General features: G+C 34.7%; 12 protein-coding genes. 8 read left to right on the forward strand and 4 right to left on the reverse strand.

Translation table 11 applies throughout. The features are described from left to right. Positions 1-679: 679 nt before the first annotated feature. The 8 genes from UABHE_RS05590 (at position 680) to UABHE_RS05625 (ending at position 15444) form a co-directional block, all read left to right on the forward strand. The gene (locus UABHE_RS05590) at positions 680-1738 is read left to right on the forward strand and encodes an AAA family ATPase (protein ID WP_372371572.1); all 1059 of its coding nucleotides are present in this window, start codon (positions 680-682) and stop codon (positions 1736-1738) included. Continuing rightward, complete coding sequence (locus tag UABHE_RS05595) at positions 1707-2606, forward strand: DUF58 domain-containing protein (RefSeq protein ID WP_372369268.1); 900 nt, start codon at positions 1707-1709, stop codon at positions 2604-2606. Before UABHE_RS05590 ends, UABHE_RS05595 begins: the two co-directional genes overlap by 32 nt. A gap of 41 nt (positions 2607-2647) precedes the next feature. Continuing rightward, a complete protein-coding gene (locus UABHE_RS05600; RefSeq protein WP_372369269.1) occupies positions 2648-4912 on the forward strand; it encodes a BatA domain-containing protein in 2265 nt (754 codons plus the stop codon). Between the two features lie 340 nt (positions 4913-5252). Continuing rightward, a complete protein-coding gene (locus UABHE_RS05605; RefSeq protein WP_372369270.1) occupies positions 5253-7595 on the forward strand; it encodes a hypothetical protein in 2343 nt (780 codons plus the stop codon). 152 nt (positions 7596-7747) lie between these two features. Further along, complete coding sequence (locus tag UABHE_RS05610) at positions 7748-8704, forward strand: endonuclease/exonuclease/phosphatase family protein (RefSeq protein ID WP_372369271.1); 957 nt, start codon at positions 7748-7750, stop codon at positions 8702-8704. A gap of 46 nt (positions 8705-8750) precedes the next feature. Further along, positions 8751-10205, forward strand: coding sequence for a hypothetical protein (locus tag UABHE_RS05615; protein WP_372369272.1), 1455 nt, complete (start codon positions 8751-8753; stop codon positions 10203-10205). An 8-nt stretch (positions 10206-10213) separates the two neighbouring features. Continuing rightward, positions 10214-13465 (forward strand): tetratricopeptide repeat protein, encoded by a 3252-nt coding sequence (locus tag UABHE_RS05620; RefSeq protein WP_372369273.1) that lies wholly within the window; start codon positions 10214-10216, stop codon positions 13463-13465. 8 nt (positions 13466-13473) lie between these two features. Next, complete coding sequence (locus UABHE_RS05625) at positions 13474-15444, forward strand: tetratricopeptide repeat protein (RefSeq protein ID WP_372369274.1); 1971 nt, start codon at positions 13474-13476, stop codon at positions 15442-15444. A 269-nt stretch (positions 15445-15713) separates the two neighbouring features. Here UABHE_RS05625 and UABHE_RS05630 read toward each other — a convergent pair whose 3' ends face one another. The 4 genes from UABHE_RS05630 to UABHE_RS05645 all read right to left on the reverse strand — a co-directional run bounded on the left by UABHE_RS05630 (position 15714) and on the right by UABHE_RS05645 (position 19787). Continuing rightward, positions 15714-17279, reverse strand: coding sequence for a M56 family metallopeptidase (locus tag UABHE_RS05630; protein WP_372369275.1), 1566 nt, complete (start codon positions 17277-17279; stop codon positions 15714-15716). Between the two features lie 16 nt (positions 17280-17295). Continuing rightward, on the reverse strand, positions 17296-17673 hold the full coding sequence (locus UABHE_RS05635; protein WP_372369276.1) for a BlaI/MecI/CopY family transcriptional regulator: 378 nt from the start codon (positions 17671-17673) through the stop codon (positions 17296-17298). Between the two features lie 175 nt (positions 17674-17848). Beyond that, the gene (locus UABHE_RS05640; RefSeq protein WP_372369277.1) at positions 17849-18955 is read right to left on the reverse strand and encodes a serine hydrolase domain-containing protein; all 1107 of its coding nucleotides are present in this window, start codon (positions 18953-18955) and stop codon (positions 17849-17851) included. Positions 18956-19085: 130 nt separating this feature from the next. Next, the gene (locus UABHE_RS05645; protein WP_372369278.1) at positions 19086-19787 is read right to left on the reverse strand and encodes a hypothetical protein; all 702 of its coding nucleotides are present in this window, start codon (positions 19785-19787) and stop codon (positions 19086-19088) included.

Raw genomic sequence — 19787 nt, forward strand, 5'->3', positions numbered from 1 at the left:
CGTGACGATTCAGGATAAACAGGATTCTGCACTAACCAAAGTAAAAAAAGAATCTGAGCCAGAGGCAACTTCAGAAGTAAAAGAGTCTGAATCAGAGACAACTTCAGAAGTGAAGGAGCCTGAAGTCGAGGCAGCTTCAGAAGCAAAAGAGTCTGAGCCAGAGACAACTTCAGAAGTAAAAGAATCTGAGCCAGAGGTAACTTCAGAAGCAAAAGAGTCTGAATCAGAGACAACTTCAGAAGTAAAGGAACCTGAAGTCGAGGCAGCTTCAAAAGCAAAAGAACCTGAGCAAGAGACAACTTCAGAAGTAAAAGAACCCGAGCAAGAGACAACTTCAGAAGTAAAAGAACCCGAGCAAGAGACAACTTCAGAAGTAAAAGAATCTGAGCAAGAGACAACTTCAGAAGTAGAAGAACCTGAGCAAGAGACAACTTCAGAAGTAAAAGAACCTGAAGCACAAGCAAAAAAAGAACCTGAGCAAGAGACAATTTCAGAGGTAAAAGAATCTGAACCACAAGTAGAGGAAGAATCTGAGTCAGACACAGCTTCAGAAATAGAGAAAGTGGTAACCCAAGATACTGAAAATGTAGACAATTCTGTTAAAAATCCGCAGACAGTATCTCTAGAAAATAAAGATATTGCAAGTGCAATGACAAACGTATCAGTAGAAAGAGAAACCATGGAAAACACAACGGATTCACAAAATACGGAAGAAAAAGATCAAGAAGTGATTGCCAAATTAAAAAAGGCTCACAATCTACTTAAACAAGAAATAGGCAAGGTAATTGTTGGTCAAGAGAGAGTTATTGATGAAGTTCTCATCTCTATCTTTTCACGAGGCCACTGCTTACTTGTTGGGGTACCAGGTTTAGCTAAAACAAAACTTATATCCACTTTAGCTCAAGCATTATCTCTTTCTTTTATGCGTATTCAGTTTACTCCTGACTTAATGCCTTCCGACATTACCGGAACCGAGGTTATTCAAGAAGATAAGCTTACAGGACAACGGCAGTTTAAATTTTTACAAGGCCCTATCTTTGCGAATGTTGTACTTGCAGATGAGATCAATCGTACACCTCCAAAAACTCAAGCGGCGCTATTAGAAGCGATGCAAGAGCATCAAGTCACTGCAGGGGGCAAAAAGCATACTTTACCGCAACCTTTCTTTGTACTCGCAACACAAAACCCAATCGAGCAAGAAGGAACATATCCTTTGCCAGAAGCACAGCTTGACCGCTTCATGTTCAACACTCTTGTTGATTATCCTACAGAAGAAGAAGAACTACAAATCATGAAATTGACAACAACTGATGTTGATACGGATATTTCTCAGGTAGTTTCTAAAGAGGATATAGTACAATTGCAAAAAATCGTTCGCCGTGTACCTATTGGAGATCACCAAATACAGTACGCTATGAGTTTTGCGCGCATGACAAGAGTAACAACACCAGAAGCGCCAGATTTTATTAAAAATTGGCTTTCGTGGGGAGCTGGTCCACGTGCGAGTCAGTACCTAATTATTGGTGCAAAAGCACGTGCAATATTACATGGTCGTAATTACGTGTCTACCGAAGACATACGAGCGGTAGCGCATCCAGTGTTGCGCCACCGCATTATTACCAATTACACCGCATCTGCAGAAGGCATTACCCCAGACAAAGTAATTGATAAACTAATTGAAATTATCCCTGATAAGGCTGCCGAAGATGGAAGATTATCTGAAGTACTTAAATCCTAAAGTTTTAAACAAAATTAATGGCCTGGAGTTAAAAGCGCGTCTTATTGTCGAAGGTTATATATCGGGGTTACACAAAAGTCCTTTCCATGGTTTTTCTGTAGAATTCGCTCAGCACCGCGAATATGTTCCCGGAGATGATATTCGTTATATTGACTGGAAGGTATACGGACGTTCTAATCGCTACTATATTAAAGAGTACGAAGAAGAAACGAGCCTAACAGCATATTTACTTCTAGATACAAGTTCTTCTATGCAGTATGCAAGTGAAGGTTGCATGTCCAAATACGACTATGCTTGCCATATTGCAGCGAGTATTGCATATCTCGTTTTTCAGCAACAAGATATGGTTGGGTTGTGTACTTTTGATAATAAGATTCAAAAAGTACTTCCATCTTCGTCGAACCCAGCATATTTAGGAGATATAGTCAAAACAATGGCCGAAACTTCTACAAATGAAAAGACGGACATTTCAGAAGTGTTAAAATATGTTGGCGAACGCCTCAAGAAAAGAGGACTTGTTATTATTATTTCTGATTTTATGGATGAGGCTGACAACGTTCTTGCTGGCCTAAGACATTTGCGGCACCGCAAACACGACGTCGTAATTATGCATGTTCTTGATCCTGATGAATTAAACTTCCCTCTACAAAAACTGACCCAATTTGAAGGCTTGGAAGATATAAATAGCAAAGTGGTGATCAATCCTCGGGCAATTAGAAATGCTTACTTGGAAGAAATAAACAAATTTATTTCAAATCTTAAAAGTGGGTGTGTTGCCAACAGAATTGATTATCAACAGATAACTACGGACCAGAACTTAGGGGTCGCTCTCTCCGCATACTTAGCAAACCGCTCAGGGAGAAGATAGGGCTACGTAGAAATTTTATCCTAAAAATTGAGGAATGCTTGATGAATTTGCACTTTATACATGCGAACGTTTTATACTTTGCTGCCGCGGGAATGATACCAATCATCATTCATCTTATTTTTCGTAAGCGTTACAAGAAAATACAATGGGCCGCAATGAAATTCTTACTAGCTGCTTACAAGAAAAACAAGCGCTCTTTGCTAGTAGAAAACTTACTTTTACTCTTAATTAGAATACTAATTATTATTCTACTAGTGCTGATGTTTGCCCGTCCAACAGCAAACGAAAGTTTCTTGAGCAAAGGTTTTACTAGACTAACTGATCATTACATTGTACTGCTAGATAATTCGTTTAGTATGAGCGTGCGTGATGGTAATACATCTCCTTTTGAAAGAGCTAAAGATCATATTCGCAAAATAATAAAAAATGCAAAATCAGGAGATTCAGTTACTCTCACGACTTTAAACGAACAACCAAAAGTTATTGACGCATTTCACGAGGTTTCTCCTGCTGAAAAGGGTACTATTATTCAGCAAATGGAGAGTATAAAGCCATCGGAAATGGGCACGGATGTCATTAATTCGACTAATGTACTTCTCAAATTAATTGAAAGCCCTGAATATACAAAATACAAAAACAAAAAAGTTTTTATTCTTACTGATTTACAAAGAAAACCTTGGACAGAGGCTTGTAAAAATCATGGTTTTCTTGAAGTGTTGGAAAAAATAGGTGATCGAACTCAACTAACAATGGTTGATGTTGGGATAACATCTGATCCTGCAAATTTGACTGTACAATCAATTGAAACTGATGGTGTTATAGGTGTTGGTGGACTCACGCGTTTTGTTGCTACAATACGTAATAATAGTAGCAAAAATGCTGAAGGAATTGCTGTGAACTTTTTTGTTCGCAGTGGTGAAAAACCGATTACTAAAGAAAAAACAGGAAAACAAGGTACCGAATATATATCTATTTCAGCAGGGGAACAACAACGCATTCCATTTTTTTATAATTTCGCTAGAATGGGAAGCCATAGCATTACTGTAGACCTAACGGGTGACAATTTAATTGCAGATAATGAGAAACATTTGATCGTTAAAGTAGTTAAAAGTATTAGAGTTCTCGTAATTGATGGAGACGGCAAAGAGGAGGCTTTTGAAAGTGAAACTGATCATTTGATGGCAGCTATTGGCCAAACAGATGACAATATTATTCAAGCTAAAGCTGTTGGTATTGGTAATCTCTCATCTAACACAAAGTTTAAAGACTATGATGTCATTATTTTGGCAAATCTTCAAACTTTTGACGATGAAAGACGTTTCGAAGAACTACAGGAATTTGTTCGCAAGGGTGGTGGGCTCTTTATTTGGTTGGGAGACAAAGTCCCTGTTGAGTATTACAACACTGAATTTTACGGTGATGGTTTGGGGATTTTACCGGGTAAACTTGATGGTAATCCTATCGGTAAAGCATCTGATAAAGAAGATAAAACTACTTTCAAATTAGATGAAGTAAAAAAAGATCATAAAGTACTGAAGTATTTTGTAAATAACAAGGATCTTTTAGAAGATTTTCGCAATTACTTTACTTATAAATTCTTTCCTGTAAAAATTGATCCTGACGATGAAAATGTCAGTGTAATTGCAGCGTTTGACCATCCTCAGAAATATCCAGCTCTTATAGAAAGAATCTATGGCCGTGGAAAAATTATTCTGTCGACAACAACAGCTGATAAACAGTGGAATAATTTGCATTCAGATCGATTTGGTTACGTTTTTCTAATTATGATCCATGAATTTATTCAATACTTAGTAAGCCCTCCTGTTGATGAAAATAATATATTTGTTGGTACTCCTATTGTTAAAAAATTTCCGTATTATATTGGAGAAGATGCCGAGGTAACGGCTCCGCAAAAATCTCCTATTAAAAAAGGAATTTATGCTTCAGACAAAGGAGGGCCTCCGTACAAAGTGGAATATACTGATACCCTGAAGTCAGGAGTGTATCATTTAAAGTTTAATATTCCAGAGCAGGTTATGAAAGAACAAGAAATATTAGAAACTACTGAACTATTTGCAGTAAATGTAAATCCAGAAGAAGGAAATATTCATAGACTATCTCAAAATGAAATACTTGCGATGTTGGATGGGATAAAGATATCCTTCAAAACAAATGTAAAAGAAAAAAATAGTTTGATGGGGCCATTAAGTGATTCCGAATATTGGAAGCCAATTCTTTTGCTGATATTACTACTGTCTTTAATGGAAACGTTTATGGCAATGTGGTTTGGACGATATGACAAGTAACTAGAGAGTGTTCCTATTTGGATTTTGGCATTTTGAAATTAAATAGTATTGCTATGCGAAAAAAAGTAACAAAACTAGGACATCAATTAATAAAAATTCTTATGTGACCTTGATCGATTTCGAAAATAGTATGAGGTAGCCTTAATTTATAATTATTTTAAAATATAGTCAAAAAAAATGTGCTTTAGAATCGATTATGGTTACCGCTACGATTACGGCAAGGGTCACAGTCAGCAAGTATTTAATTGATGACAGGCCTTAGTTTAAAAGTGCTAAATTATGGAAAATAGGGACACGCCCTACACATTTATTATGAAAATTTTATTTAGAACGGGAAATTATGTTTGGCTTCTTTGTTGCGAATAATGAACAAGTTACCCACACTTTCAAATTTAATACGGAGATTCCCGAATGGGGAATAGCCACAATTGTAGCAGTAATGTTATTGTGGATATACATTTGCTATAAGAGGGAAGTAGGGTGTCAATCTTTACTTGCCAGAGGTTTCTTAGGATTACTACGTCTTTCCGTACTACTGTTGTTACTAGTTATATTGTGTGAACCAGTTTGGGAAGAAAAACGTGAAGAAGTAAAGAAATCTAATCTACTGTTTTTGTTAGACTCATCTGTTTCGATGAACACCAAAGACAGGTACCCAAGTGAAGAAGAACAACAAAAAATAGTCACTGCAATTTCGCAAGTTGGCTCTTCAAAAGAAATAAGCAAAGCAACTCGTATTGAAATTGTCCAAGACATTGTAAACGGTTCAAAACGTTTGAAAGAGCTAAAAGAAGAATGCAATGTTCATTTTTTTAAATTTGATACTGCTTTATCAAAGTTATCGCTCCCTCCTGATTGGAAAACAATAGACGCGGAAGGAAAAAAAACCGATATCTATGGGCATATTGCCAAAGCAATTGACTCTATGCAGGGTAGAACAATAACCGCTGTCTTTGTCTTTACAGATGGTCAGCATAACACTGGGCATAAAAGTTGGCAAGAAATAGCAGAATTCGCATATAAAAAAGAAGTCCCTGTTTTTACTATTGGTATTGGTAGTACTTTAAAGAAAAAAGATATCGTACTCACTGCTGTTGAGGCTCCTGAAATTGCACTCAAAGACGATAATGTTCCTTTTGAGGTTGAAGTAAAGCATGTAGGTTACGAAGGTGAAACTATTCCTATTTATTTAAAATGGGGAGAAATAGTTCTCGAAGAAAAATCAATAACTTTGGGGCCAGAAGAAACCAGACAACGCATTACTATTCCACATACATTCCAAAGTCCTGGGGACTATAATATTACAGTTCAAATTTTAGAACAATCTTACGAAGCAAACGTTGACAATAATTTACGCCAACATAATATTCGTATTATTGAAGAAAAATTGCGGGTTTTATACCTTGAGGGACCTCCACGTTGGGAATATCGTTACTTGCGTAATGCTTTAATACGTGATCGAACGATTACAGCAAACACATATTTATTTTCAGCAGACTCGCGTTTTCCTCATGATAAAAGTGCTGATGCACCTTCTATTTCAGGTTTTCCCTCTGAAGAAGAAATAGCAGATTACCATTGTATTATTATTGGTGATGTGTCACCTGATGATTTAAATTTAGATAGACAAAAATTGCTTATTGATTATGTTAAAGATCAAGGGGGTGGGCTTGTTTTTATTAGTGGAGAAAGACATAACCCTACAGAATATTGGGGAAGTGATTTGGCTCCGTTATTACCTATTGTGGTAAACTCTACAAATGAATTATCTCCACCTTTCTCTACTCCTTATGGAATTAGCCTCACTGCTGAAGGAAAAACGCACTCAATTATGCGACTTTTGAGCGATAGTGAAAACAATGTTCAATTATGGGAAAATCAACGAATGGGATTACCTCCTTACTATTGGTATTATCCTGTAGATAAGGTAAAGCCAGGAGCTACAGTTCTTGCTGTTAATCGAGAAACTCGTTCCAAACTTTTCACCACTCAGTATTATGGACGCGGAAAAACTTTTTTTGCTGCTATAGATTCTAGTTGGCGTTGGCGTTATATTCATGGAGATCGTTATTTCTACCGTTTCTGGGGACAAGTTATTCGCCATATTTCAAAAGGAATTCTTCTTAGCAAAGGACGTCAATACTACTTACGTGTTGACAATTCTCAATATGTAGTTGGTGATATGGTGAACATTACTCTAAAAATAGTAGACAACCAAAAACGCGAAGAAATTGATGAAGATGAGTGGCTCGTTTATTATTCTGCTCCTGGTAGCGGACGCAAGGAAAAAAAGCTAAAGAAAAATCCAAGCGAATCAGGTGCATTTCAAGGTAGCCTTGTTGTATCTGAAGTAGGGAATTATAAAATTTGGTTTAAAACACCTGAAGACAAAGAAATTAGTGTGCTTTTTAATGTAGAAGCACCTCTTGCAGAATCAGGCAAATCAGAGCTAAACGATACTGATTTGAAAAAACTTTCAGAAAAAACAAATGGTAAACATCTCAAAATTTATGATTTAGAGAAACATTTACGCAGTTTAGAACCAATAAAAGAAACTATTCCTATTCAAGTACGCTCGCAGTCCATTCTTGATAAAAATGACTGGGTTATGTGGTTATTAATGCTACTCTTGTCTCTTTACACGTTAGAGTGGATGTTACGTAAAGTATTTCGTTTGTTGTAGAAAATAGGGATGTGGTGACACGTTCTAAATTTTGACTTTGTAAGTTCGCGACCCGTTCGTGACTCTGAGCGGTTCCAAAAAATTAGATGATCTTATTTATATTTTGCGATCTAATTATTTTTTGGAACCGTTTTTTTGTAGGAGGAAATGTATTGAAGCCCAAATTTCAGTTTCTTAACGTGGTTAAAGTGTTTGGATCTTTATTTATCGCAGGATGGTGTTTGCAATTTTTTGCTCGCTTTTTTTGGATGTTTGAGTTGGCTTCCCATTTTGCGGTACAGTATACAATAGTAGCACTCTTCTTCTGCATAGCTCATGCTGTATACCGAAAATGGAAATTGCTCCTTTGGTTTTCTGTTGTCTTATTGTGGCAAATTTTTATAGTATGCTCTATTTTTCTTCCTCAAGAAGAACCACAAAGTCAGCAAACTGATCAAATGACAATGTTACATTTCAATGTTTTACGCAGTAATAATAATTATGATGAAGTAATTGATTTTATAAAAAATACCAAGGCAGACTTTGTATGTCTACAAGAAGTCACTTTTGAATGGGAAAAGGCTTGCCAAGAGCTTCATGAGCTTTACCCTCATCGCCAGGGAGTGTCGCGAGGCGATAGTTTTGGAATTTTATTTCTAAGTCGCCATTCATTCTCTTATTCTAAAATAGAGTATTTTTCTAGATCGAGTACACCAAGCATTGTTGTTAAAATCAATCAGCAAAATCAAGAGTTTACGATCATTGCCACTCATCCGCTTCCTCCAAGAACGGCAGATTATTCTGCATCGCGAAATGAGCAACTACAAGCACTTGCAAAATATATAGGCGTAGTGAAAAATCCTTTAGTTGTAGTTGGTGATCTAAATATGACCCCTTGGTCTCCTTATTTTAGTGATTTTATTAATGCCACAGGCTTGAAAGATAGTCGTCAAGGTTTTGGTAATCAAAGTAGTTGGCCTTCAATGAGTTTTTTGTTATGGATTCCAATAGATCATTTGTTGTTATCGCCAGGAGGTAAGGTTTACAAGCGTACAACAATGAACAATTATGGTTCTGATCATTATCCTATTTTTACTAATTTTTCTCTACCAATAAATAATAAAAAGTAGGCGTGTTGACATTTAGATTAGGCCTGTCTCTAGAAGGAGATGCGAAGTGAACACTTTTTCTTTTATTTCCCATTACTTGTATCGATGTTCCAATCGAGGAGCTTATTTGCTTCGACGCTTATTTTTAATTGGATGTATTAGTTTCACTTTTATTCTTCTTATTTCCGAAGCAAATTTAACATCAGGAGAAGCGTCGCGCATTGGTTTGGATGTTTTTCACTATGTTTCTCTTGCTCTTTATACATTTGTTATTTTGTTTGTTCCTGTTTTTGCAAGTAAGTTAATTAATGATGATAAGCAACAAGGAGTTCTTCCTCTATTAGTCATTTCTAAAATCTCTTCTTCCTCTCTAATTTGGTACAAATATACCTCATTTTTAGCTCTCATTGCAATTCACGGTGGCGCGACATTACCTGTTTTTCTTATGTGTACTCACCTTGGTGGTGTCGCAGCACCGCAAATTTTCGCTATATATTTAATATTATTTAGTTTTTGTTCTGTTATTTGTGCCGCAATTATATGTATTACCTGTAGAACTAATTTTTCAACGATGAATTCGCTCTTTGCTACAGCATTGGCAGTTGGCCTAATAGAGACATTGGCTTTGGTATGGGATATTCCTATAGCCCCAGCATATCAAATAGATGGTTTGCTAAACAATGTTTACATCACAGAATATTACACATTTTTTTTCGTTTGTATTGCTATGTCCTTATTTTTTTTATTATTAGCGGGACGGAGTTTCCAGGTATTTTCTCAACAAAAAAGCAAGCGCATAGAAAAAATAGTTAAATGGCTTCTCAAACGCTATCGTTTTACAAAACATTTCTCGCGAAATAATGTTTTACTCAATAGAGAAGAGCAGCGACAGATTTTTCAAGTTACCTACGCTTTTTGCCGTTTTATTTCGGTTCTTACAATCGTGGCTTGGATTCCATTTCTTAATTGCCTTGGTTTAATTATTGTTGGTGTTTGTGCGCTATGTGCATTAACAGTTTATGCCTCTTCTTCTTTTGCTGTTGATGGACAGGAAATAGAGCTTCTACGATTAACTCGTGTAACTTCTATTATGATTCTCGATAATAAACGCCGAGCTTTATGGCTTGCGATAAAACCTCTAGAATTGTATGTTAGAGTTTATATTATCTCTGGTATTATTTTTCTGTTAATACTTATTGGGGTGTACCTCTGTATAGTTGGTGTTGTAGTCGGAATATGTTATGGGCTATCTTCCTTTATGTTAGTGAGAATAGCTCTCTACTGCTCGGCAAAATATCGCAGCACCGCAACAGCTTTAACATATACAATTGTTATCTTTTTAACTTATTCGACATGTATCAGCTTTATATTTGCATTTTTAATGATTTTTGCCGAATCTCTTTTTTTAGTGCACTGTTTGATATGCTTAGCCATTATTCTATATAGTGGTAAATTTCTCACTTATATGACTCTTCGAGAAATAGAGTGTTGGTTGGCGAATAAAAACAGTTTAGGAATATAGGAAATATTATGGATTTATCAGTCGAAAAAAAGGCCAATTTATTTGCTTTGCTATGTTTGGCGTTATATCTAGAGTTACAAATTTTACCTGAAATTTTTATTTCACTGTTAGAAATTAAGCCAATCATTCGAGATGGATTTATCTTTATTACTTTTTCGGTAGCGTTATTTGCCATTCTTTTCTTTCGAGATGAAAATATCATTGTTCGCAAAAAAGTTAATTTGGTTTTTATTGCGGCACATATAGCGTTTTTTGTAGGCTTCGTTTTACTTTTGCAATATCTTAAAAATGTAAACTTTCAACAAGAATGGCCTAAAGACCACATATTAATCCAACTGGCAAGTTATTTTAAGACAAATGTGCGATACTTAACTGTTGTATATCGCATTGAAATTTTGGCTGTCGGTTTACTTTGCCATTTTACTTTAGTATGCGCTTTTTTCAAAATTAAGTATGCAACGGTTTTATACCTACTTGCTTTTCCTATTGGAATTTTAGCCAACGAAGTTTATGGAGTATTGCTATGTCCTCTTCTATTGCTTAATTTTTGGCTTTCTCCTTATTTACATATTCGACGTTTTTCTGCTTTAGCTTTTGGACTGGCGTTATCAACAATATTCAATAAGCAATTGTGGGTTTTACTTTCATACAGTGTTGCTAAGATAAATGTATTGTTTCTCGAACTCTGCTTTAATAATACTGTTGCCCGTTTTGAAGGCCATAATCCTATTATTGGGACCACTGATTTTTTTGTATACATAGCAGATAAATGTTCTGGAATGGAGGGGATAACTACTTTTATTGTTGCTTTTTTTGCAATATTTTTACCTGTTTTCCGCGAAATATACAAAATTCGCGTTTTAGTGGTTTGCGTAGTGGGGTTCACGCTCATGTATTTTATGAATGTGGTACGCATTTTTGTTTTAATTTTACTCGGACATTTTTTTGCCTCACAAACAATTGTTAACGCTTGGCATTCTTACGGCTCGATGATTCTTTATACAGCCACCATATATTTATTTTTTACTGCTACTTATCGGTGGTGCAAGCTGCCTCAAGCGGAAATAGACAAAAACAATCAAAATTTGGCAAACGTAATTGAGCGTAGTTTTTTTGAAAAAATGGAGTATTATACTCCTATTGTTTTACGCTTTCCGGTAGATATGATGTTACTCTTTTTTCATATGTTATGGATTAATATTACTAAACTAAGTATTTTTGCTTTTATCTTTAAGAGGAACTGTCAACATTTTGGTACAAGACCCGATGAATATGGCGAAGATGTTGTTGTCTATTATTGTCGCGCAACAAAATTTTATGGATCTCCACAAATGGTCAATGGTGTATGTCCTTTGGTTGATCTTACAAAACAAGATAATAAATATTACGGGTGCAAAGCGCAAAGTGCTAAGCCCAAGATATTTTTCTGGCGCTTTCTTGTTGTTGCTGGTTTTTATATAGTAGCGGGTGCTTGTATTTTTGGATCCTTTCGCATTTATCAGATTTACAAAGATACTCAACAAACAACAAATGTAAAAGAGGCAAGACATTTAGATCTAATTTTTGAGGCCGAAAACTTCATAAGTAAGAAAAAATACATTGAAGCTGAGAAGAGGTTATTACAAGCTCTTAGTTTAAAATTACGTTCAGCAAAAGCGCTCTATCTACTTGGGAATGTTTATGAACTACTTGAACAAAACAGCATACGTCAAATAGACCCAACACAAATCTTCCAACAGTATTTGATGGCGACACAACTAGAACCGCAAATGGTTGAGGCTCAGCTACGTATTTGTTATTTAGGTGTATGGTCAACATCGATTGTTGATCAAATATATGATAAAATTAAAAAGCTACGAATTCTTGGGGTTGATGAAAACGAGTGCGATGCTTTGCTTGCCGCAGTGTTTTTTGTATCGAAAGATAAAAAACAAGCTAAAAAAATCATAGATCGCTTGTATCCTAAAACTAACCTTGCTCTTGTCCACTATCTAAAAGCGATGTTTTTCATAGAGGAAAACAATCTTGCGCGAGCAGAAAAAGAATTAAATATCGCTAAAAAAAATCCAATTTTTTACACGCGCTCAATTTTAAAATTAGCTGAAGTTTATTTGCGTTTAGAGCAATTTGACATTGCTGAAAAAGCACTAAATGATTTAGCGGAAAGTCGTTACTCTATAGACGCAGATCTTGCTCTTGTTAGATATTACTTCATTCGCAAGAGTAAAAAGAAGGCGATTGATCACCACTACAAATTAAAAAAGAAAATAGGTAACAATTTAGCTGTTGCTGAAATGCTAGGAGAGCTTTTATTATTATATCGTGCTTTTGATGAGGCATTAGAAATTGCTATTGAGTATATCGATAAATTTCCCAAAAGTATACCTTTGCGTTTAGTCGCTGCAAAAGTATATTTTAATAGAGGATTGTACATTGAAATGGTAGAACTGTGTGAATATGTTTTGCAACGTAAAACGAGTGACAAAAATCTAGCTTTTGCGTCAAGTCTATTAGGAGATATGCATAGACTCAAAGGAAATGATAAGTTGGCACTGCAGGCTTATCAAAACTTAACAAAATTATTTCCAAATACAGCTTACTCGCACTATATTTTAGGTGAATTGTTTTATGAAAAAGGCAAATACAAAGAAGCCTTAGCAGAATATAATAAAGCCATCGACAAAAATCCGAAAAACCCAATATCATACATTGGTAAAGCACGTGCATTTACTACGATGAAAAAATGGTCAAACACTATTAATCAACTTAAGATTGCACAAAAAATGGGTGCGCAGCCAGTTTTAATTGCGAATTTACGTGGAAGTATGTACGAAGAAATGGGGAAACTGAATAAAGCAGATGCTATTTATCGCGAAACAATAGAACGTTTTCCACAAAAAAGTGCAACAACGGCTCACAGGTTAGCGAAGATGAAATTACGACAAGGAAAGAAGCTAGGAGAAGCTTTGAGCTATGCTTTTCTTGCAGTTCGCAGCTCCAATATCGCAGCGTATCGTTATACCTTGGCAAAAATATACTATGAGATGAAACAGTGGAAAGAATGTGGGCTTATTACCCAAAATCTCATAAAACAACAAGGGCAAAATGGTGACTATTTGTATTTACACGGGCTAGTTCTTAATAAATTAGGTATTAATTTACAAGCAATACAATATTTAAGAGATGCGCGATTATTGATAATTGATGAACAAAAGAAACAAAAAATCCAAAAACTTATTGAAAAACTACAAAAAAAATAGGCAGAAAAATGTTTAAATATTTTTATATAACGATTTTGTGCTTTGTTATGATCATTGGCTGTGACAGAAGCAACGAAGTTAATAAACTTTTTTTAAAAGCGCGTTCCTTAGTTCGCGATGGAAAAACCGATGAAGCGATCTCTATATTTGAACAGATTATTAAAGAATATCCTTCATCTAATCTTGCGCTGAAAGCTGATGAAAATCTAGAAAAATTAACAAAAGGAAACATTTATAGTAGTCGAAAAGAATTAAAAGGAGATGATGGCAAAGTTGAATATGACACTAGTCTAGCATCTGCGAAAAAGCTATACAGCTTGAAAAAATACAGCCAGGCGCAAATTATTTTACAAGATCTCCTTGTAGAAGATGCAGAGAACAATGAGTATCATTATTGGCTAGGTAATGTATATTTAGAGCAACGAAAAATGTCTTTGGCATTAGAAAGTTATACTAAAGCAGCAAGTTTACAAAATAATTTGGCAAGCTTTACTCTCGCTAAACATTTCTTTGTAAAAAATGACTTTGTAAACTTAGAACAACATGCTAAAAATTTACTCAAATCACAAGACTCAGTTCTAAGAGCAAATGGACACATATTCCTAGCAATATACAAGGCAAGCAAAGGAAAAAAAGAAGAAGCGAAAAAAATCATTGCTCAAGTAAGTAAGTCTATCACTAATTTTTTGCAAGTGAGCTTATTTTATAACTATTGCCAAGGATTAGTACATAGTAGCGAAAATCCCCAAAAAGCAATTGAGTTTTTCTTTAAGGTTATGAAGGGAAAAGACTCGCAAATTGCAGGAAAAGCTACGTTGGAAGTGGCAAAAATATATTTACGCCGTAAAGATCCATCGTCAGCGATTGAAACGCTTAACGAAATCAGTACGCAGAGAACTGTCAAAATAGCTCTTGTTAATCTACTCTTTGCAGAAGGGCGTAACTTCGAAGCAAAAAAACTAGCTGATAAAATATATGAAGGAAATTTGGATGTTGAAAACGCAAAAAGTTTAGTTGCTTTTGCGCTAGGTTACAAAGAAATTGATTATGCATACTTTCTTTCGAAAAATGCGAGACGCAAATTCCCAAAAAGTATGTTTTTTGATACAGTTCTTGCTGATATTTGTGTTCAAAAACATACATGGCCTCTTGCAGATAAATACTACAAAACGGCTTTAAAGAAAATAATTGATGACAATACAAAAGCAAAAATTTTAATACGCTTGTCGCAAACATCAATGATGCGTAGAAGAGAAAAAGAGGCAGTACTTTTTATAAAACAAGCTTTAGAAATAGACCCATTTGATTTAACTTTTCATCTCGCTTTAGCTAGAGTCTATCTACGCCAACGTAATTTTGAAGAGGCTATACGGAAATACCAAAGTATTCGAAAACTCGTTAGAGAAAAACAAAAACAGCAACAACTTGAATTGCAAATTCTCAATGTTTACACAATGATGAAAGATTGGGAAAGTGTGTACCAAAAATCAAAAGAGTTAATGCAAAAGTTTCCCGGTTTAATCGCAGCACAAGTTACTCATGCTATTGCACACCATCAGCTAGGAAAATCGGAACAAGCTATGATTATGTATAGAAAGCTTGTCGACAAAGCTAATAAAGGAAACAAGGGCATTATCGCTAACAATTTAGCTTCTTTACTTGCTGACAATAAATTAGAATTAAATTATGCTGAGAAGCTTGCAAATTTAGCATTTAGCGAATTAAAAATACCTCATGCTTTAGATACACTGGCTTGGGTATATTATCAACAAGATCGATATAAAGAGAGTAAACAGCTGTTAAAAAAGATATTGCATCTTCTACCTCAGAGCGCATATGTGAATTACCACTACGCTTTACATTTAGTTCGTGAGAACAAAAATGATGAAGCAAAAAAATACTTTACAAGAACGCTAGAGAGAAGCGATGATTCGTTTCAACATTACCAAGAGTGCAGAAACTATCTGGAAAAACTGTAATGTTTTGGAGCCAGCTAAACTCAGAAAACGGAACCTCGTAAAAAGATTAAGGTGTAACCGTATCTTAGAGTTGTTGTCTTTTACTATGGAGACGTAGTTACTGAATCCACTAGATTTTATGTGCAAGCCAGGGTGCCAAAAACTAATTTTTGGCACCCTGGCTTGACTTTAAAAATAAAAACACGATCACATTTTAGAATAGAGATTTTTGCCATCTAGACCAGGTAATTTAAATACCCAAGATAGCATTAATTTAATAATTCTAAGCATTATTCTATTAAATCGCATAAAAATTGTTTGTGGTGATCAATAGCATAAGGATGTTTATTTTTGATATCTCGAAAAAGCCTATCCCCTTTCTTTTTTTCGAAAGTTTTTTTATAGTACAGAGCAAGAATATATTTTGCGTAAGCACCTACTTGTACTCCATCCCCATAGTAACAGTCATTGTAATTTTCTATAGCTTTTAAAAGATACTCTTCTCTTTTTTTTCCTTGGCTCATTTGCGCAAGATATAAAATAGCGCAACCTGCTCGATTGGATTTAGTGTATTTTTTTAAAAGTTGTTTCAAGTTACCATTTGCTTGTTCATTGCGTCGATTCTGATTTGCTTTTTGATAAAGATTTTCAATTTCTTGAAGTTTTTCTGCTGAGTACAGAAGTAAATCTTGACGCATACGTTCTTTTGCCTTGAATTGTTGTTCGCTTATTTTCTGATTACGGACAGCATACCTTGTAACTTGCTCTTCAAGCTTTTTGACTCGCTCTTCAAGCACCTTTACTTTCTTGTCTTGTTTCAGATCTGAATTCCCTTCATCTGCGAAAAGGCAGATACTTGAAATTATAAATCCTAACAATAAAAAATGTGTTTTGTTCATTTTTCTAGAAACTATATAATCAATATTCATAATACGCACTACTCTCCTTTGTAAAAAGCTTTTCTTTTGAGAAAAACTTAGTGTTAAAGATGTTAAAAATATTTTTCGTTGACGTAGAGACGTAAACTCTATCAAAATTCGAGCGTAATCTTTACAGCGATTATCGAAGTATTCAATAGCTAGATCGTCACAAATAAACTCTCTTTCTTGAGAAATTTTTTGATTGATATACCAAACTAATGGATGAAAAAAATAAATTAGCTGAGCTATAGATTGCAACCAAACTATTAACAGATCTTTACGTTTTATATGGGCTAATTCGTGTAGCACAACAGGAGTTAATTTACTTAAGGACCACTCTTGAATTATGTAGTCAGGTAATATAATACGAGGAGATAGAATTCCTACAACGCAAGGACTATCTACAAACTGGTTTTTACTTGACAGAATTCTAATTGGTTTACTTATTCTCATTTTTTGACAGTAATGATTTAGTAATTCATTAAGGTCTTCTCTCTGGCATAATGAACACGAATATATTGCTTTCATTTTGGTAATTACTCTTGTAATGACTAAAGTAATTAAGATTAAAACGATAATCAACCAAATGTAAATTATCGAATTTTCCCTTGATTTCTGAGCTTTCTGAGTTTTATCAGAAAAAAATAAAAACTTTTCTTCTTCTTCTTTACTTAAATTGTCATTGATTTTTTCTTGTATGTCTGCTCTAAATGTTTCTGGAAAAATAGATAAAGAATTTTCTGGAAAAACTTGGTTTATGCTATTAGAAATCGCAACATCAGGAATAAATAGTCGAAGTAATATTACAAACCATAACCAATATCTAAATTTTGCTGAATTCTTGTTAGAAAAATAGCAAATCAATAAAACTAATGCAGAAAAAACAAGAATCTGGCAACTGGTCAACCATAAGTGTTCAAAGATATAAAAAATCAAGTCACTCTCCATTATTTTATTGGTCGTATTCTTCAATTAGTTTTTTTAAAGATTCTAAATCTTCGGAGGGAATTTTTCGATCTTTGGCAAAATACAAAAAAATAGGCATGAAATTATGGTCCAAGATTGTATTCATAAAGTTTTTTATTGCACTTTCTGTTACAGATTTATTTGAAGTACATGGAGTATAAAGGCACAAATTACCAAGTTTTTCAAATTCAAGATATTCTTTCTTGACCAATCTATCCAGCATCGTTTTTACCGTTGTATATTCCCACTTTTTCTTTTTTACCACTTTCTGATAGATATCTCGAGCGGTAGACTTACCTGATATCCAGCAAGCTTTCATGATTAACCACTCGCTATCTGATAGCTTTTGTAATTCATTATTCATATTTACACCTAGAGTTGTTACAAGAGAGTAAAATTATAAATGTTACTTGTTACACATGTAGTAGGTTGTTACATATGTAGTATACTGCTACATTTGTAGTAGTCAAGAAAAAAATTTTATTATGCACATAAATAGACAATGACACTCTTAGAATTTGGTAGACTTTTTAAGTCACTTAAAAAATTCTTCCGTCGAGAATTCGCTTTAGAAATTTAGTGTCGAAATCTTGGTGATTCTTACTACCAAGACGTACGATTACTAGATTTTTAGATGGGATAACATAACAACGATTTCCTAAATGTCCAGCGGCAACAAAAATGTCTTTTGAACCTCGCGGATAAATCGCTGGACCAAACAAAGCGTTTGTTCGCATTCGAAAGAAAAAGCCTAAATGCTTACGATATTTAGCAGGAACTTCGCGGTTGAGCCAAAAACCAAAACCGAAAACTGGCATCACGGGAGTGGGGATGGTACATTGTTTAAGAATTCCTTTGGGGATAACTTGTTTGTTTTTCCATTTGCCGTCATCGCGCATTAAAATACCAAATTTTGCCCATTCTCTCGCTGTTGTCCAACACCCAAAAGGTAAAGCTGGATTACCTTGTGAATCTTTGTACCATCCTGAATAGCGAAATCCAATAGGGGTAAATATTTTTTTCTCCATGTAAGCAAGAGGATTCTGTTGCAGTTTTTTTCGCAAAAAAGCACCTAATACAAGATGGTGGACTCCACCATAAACAAAACGACTACCTGGCTCGTAAATAGCTGGTAATTCTATAGCCGCTTTATATATATCTTTGATTGTTTGTTTTTCTTTCATCATATCTTTAGTTAAGCCAAAGTTGTTTTTCAAACCACTAGTAAAATTCATCAAATGTCGCACTGTAATTTTAGCTTTTAATGAATCGTTTTTGAACTCGGATATTGTGTCTGCAATTTTTTCATCAATACTAATGATACCATCGTTTACAGCACACATTCCCATAGCGCCAGTAAAACCCTTTGTGCCACTCCAAATATGAAGTGGAACTTCAGCAGCATGCCCATTTTGATATTCCTCAAAAACAATGTTGTAACCTTGAATGACAATAAGAGCTTTACCCGCACGTTTTTTAGAAAACTTGGCCGCTAATTGATAATTTTGCAACTGTGCGCTTGTTGGGTATATGTTTTTGCTAAAGGTATTATCGATAGGAATTGTCTTATCAAAACTTCTCATCTGTGCTTGGCAGTTTATTAAAAAGATAATTGTAATAAAAATGCAAATTTGACGAATGAACATGATGTGTCCTTAAAAATTGTAAAAGCGTTCATGTCGATTGATTCGATGATCGACATGAACGCTTTATGTGATTATTACGATATACTGAGATGTTGCTTTTTTAAATTCTTTGTAAGAAGAGAAATATCTTTTACAAACTTTCAACAAACTGCAATATGTCTTGAACTACTTTTTGACGGTTGCTTTCAAAAAAGTTGATTTGGGTAATGGAAAGTTTACTTTTCACTTTATCACGTATTTTATGTGCTTTTGTCAATAAAGAAAGAAGCAGCGGTTGAATTTGATGTTTTTCTTCTTCTAGAATAGCTTTAATTTGTTGTTGTTGGTCAACAGTTAACTGCAAATACTCGAAGCGATAAGGCATAATATTTTCAATAACAAATATGTGCAAATTCTCTAGGTTTTGTGAAATATTTTGCGTTTCTCCACTCCAAATTTTGTGTATAAGTTGTAAAAATTCTACACGATGCTCTTTACTAAATCTTTGTAATAACATTGCAATTTTTTCGCCTTTTGGACGCAAAATAAGTTGGTCTTTGAATTCTAGAGACTGCAAAAGTTGTTGATGTGTCAAAACACCGCGACAACTTTTACGTACACGAATGATATTTGAGCGGAGTTCATCTACCATTGAACGAATTTCTTTACGGTGCCCTTTTAGAAGAACACCTATTTTTAACCTTTGGCGAAAACTCAGGCGCGGCGCATCTTCAAAATAGGTTTTCACTTTGTCTTTAAGAACAGTTATTTTGTCAAAAAGAGATTGCTTTTGTTCGTCGGCAGCGATATAAGAAAGGCTAAAAAAGATAAAAAGAATAGTTAGTTTCTTCAT

The organism is Candidatus Uabimicrobium helgolandensis, assembly GCF_041508025.1.
Taxonomy (GTDB): Bacteria; Planctomycetota; Uabimicrobiia; order Uabimicrobiales; family Uabimicrobiaceae; genus Uabimicrobium; species Uabimicrobium helgolandensis.

Coding starts and splice junctions, on each gene's coding strand:
- UABHE_RS05590 (WP_372371572.1), top strand. CDS start 680: ATGGAAAACACAACGGATTCACAAAATACGGAAGAAAAAGATCAAGAA.
- UABHE_RS05595 (WP_372369268.1), top strand. CDS start 1,707: ATGGAAGATTATCTGAAGTACTTAAATCCTAAAGTTTTAAACAAAATT.
- UABHE_RS05600 (WP_372369269.1), top strand. CDS start 2,648: ATGAATTTGCACTTTATACATGCGAACGTTTTATACTTTGCTGCCGCG.
- UABHE_RS05605 (WP_372369270.1), top strand. CDS start 5,253: ATGTTTGGCTTCTTTGTTGCGAATAATGAACAAGTTACCCACACTTTC.
- UABHE_RS05620 (WP_372369273.1), top strand. CDS start 10,214: ATGGATTTATCAGTCGAAAAAAAGGCCAATTTATTTGCTTTGCTATGT.
- UABHE_RS05625 (WP_372369274.1), top strand. CDS start 13,474: ATGTTTAAATATTTTTATATAACGATTTTGTGCTTTGTTATGATCATT.
- UABHE_RS05635 (WP_372369276.1), bottom strand. CDS start 17,673: ATGAATAATGAATTACAAAAGCTATCAGATAGCGAGTGGTTAATCATG.
- UABHE_RS05640 (WP_372369277.1), bottom strand. CDS start 18,955: ATGTTCATTCGTCAAATTTGCATTTTTATTACAATTATCTTTTTAATA.
- UABHE_RS05645 (WP_372369278.1), bottom strand. CDS start 19,787: ATGAAGAAACTAACTATTCTTTTTATCTTTTTTAGCCTTTCTTATATC.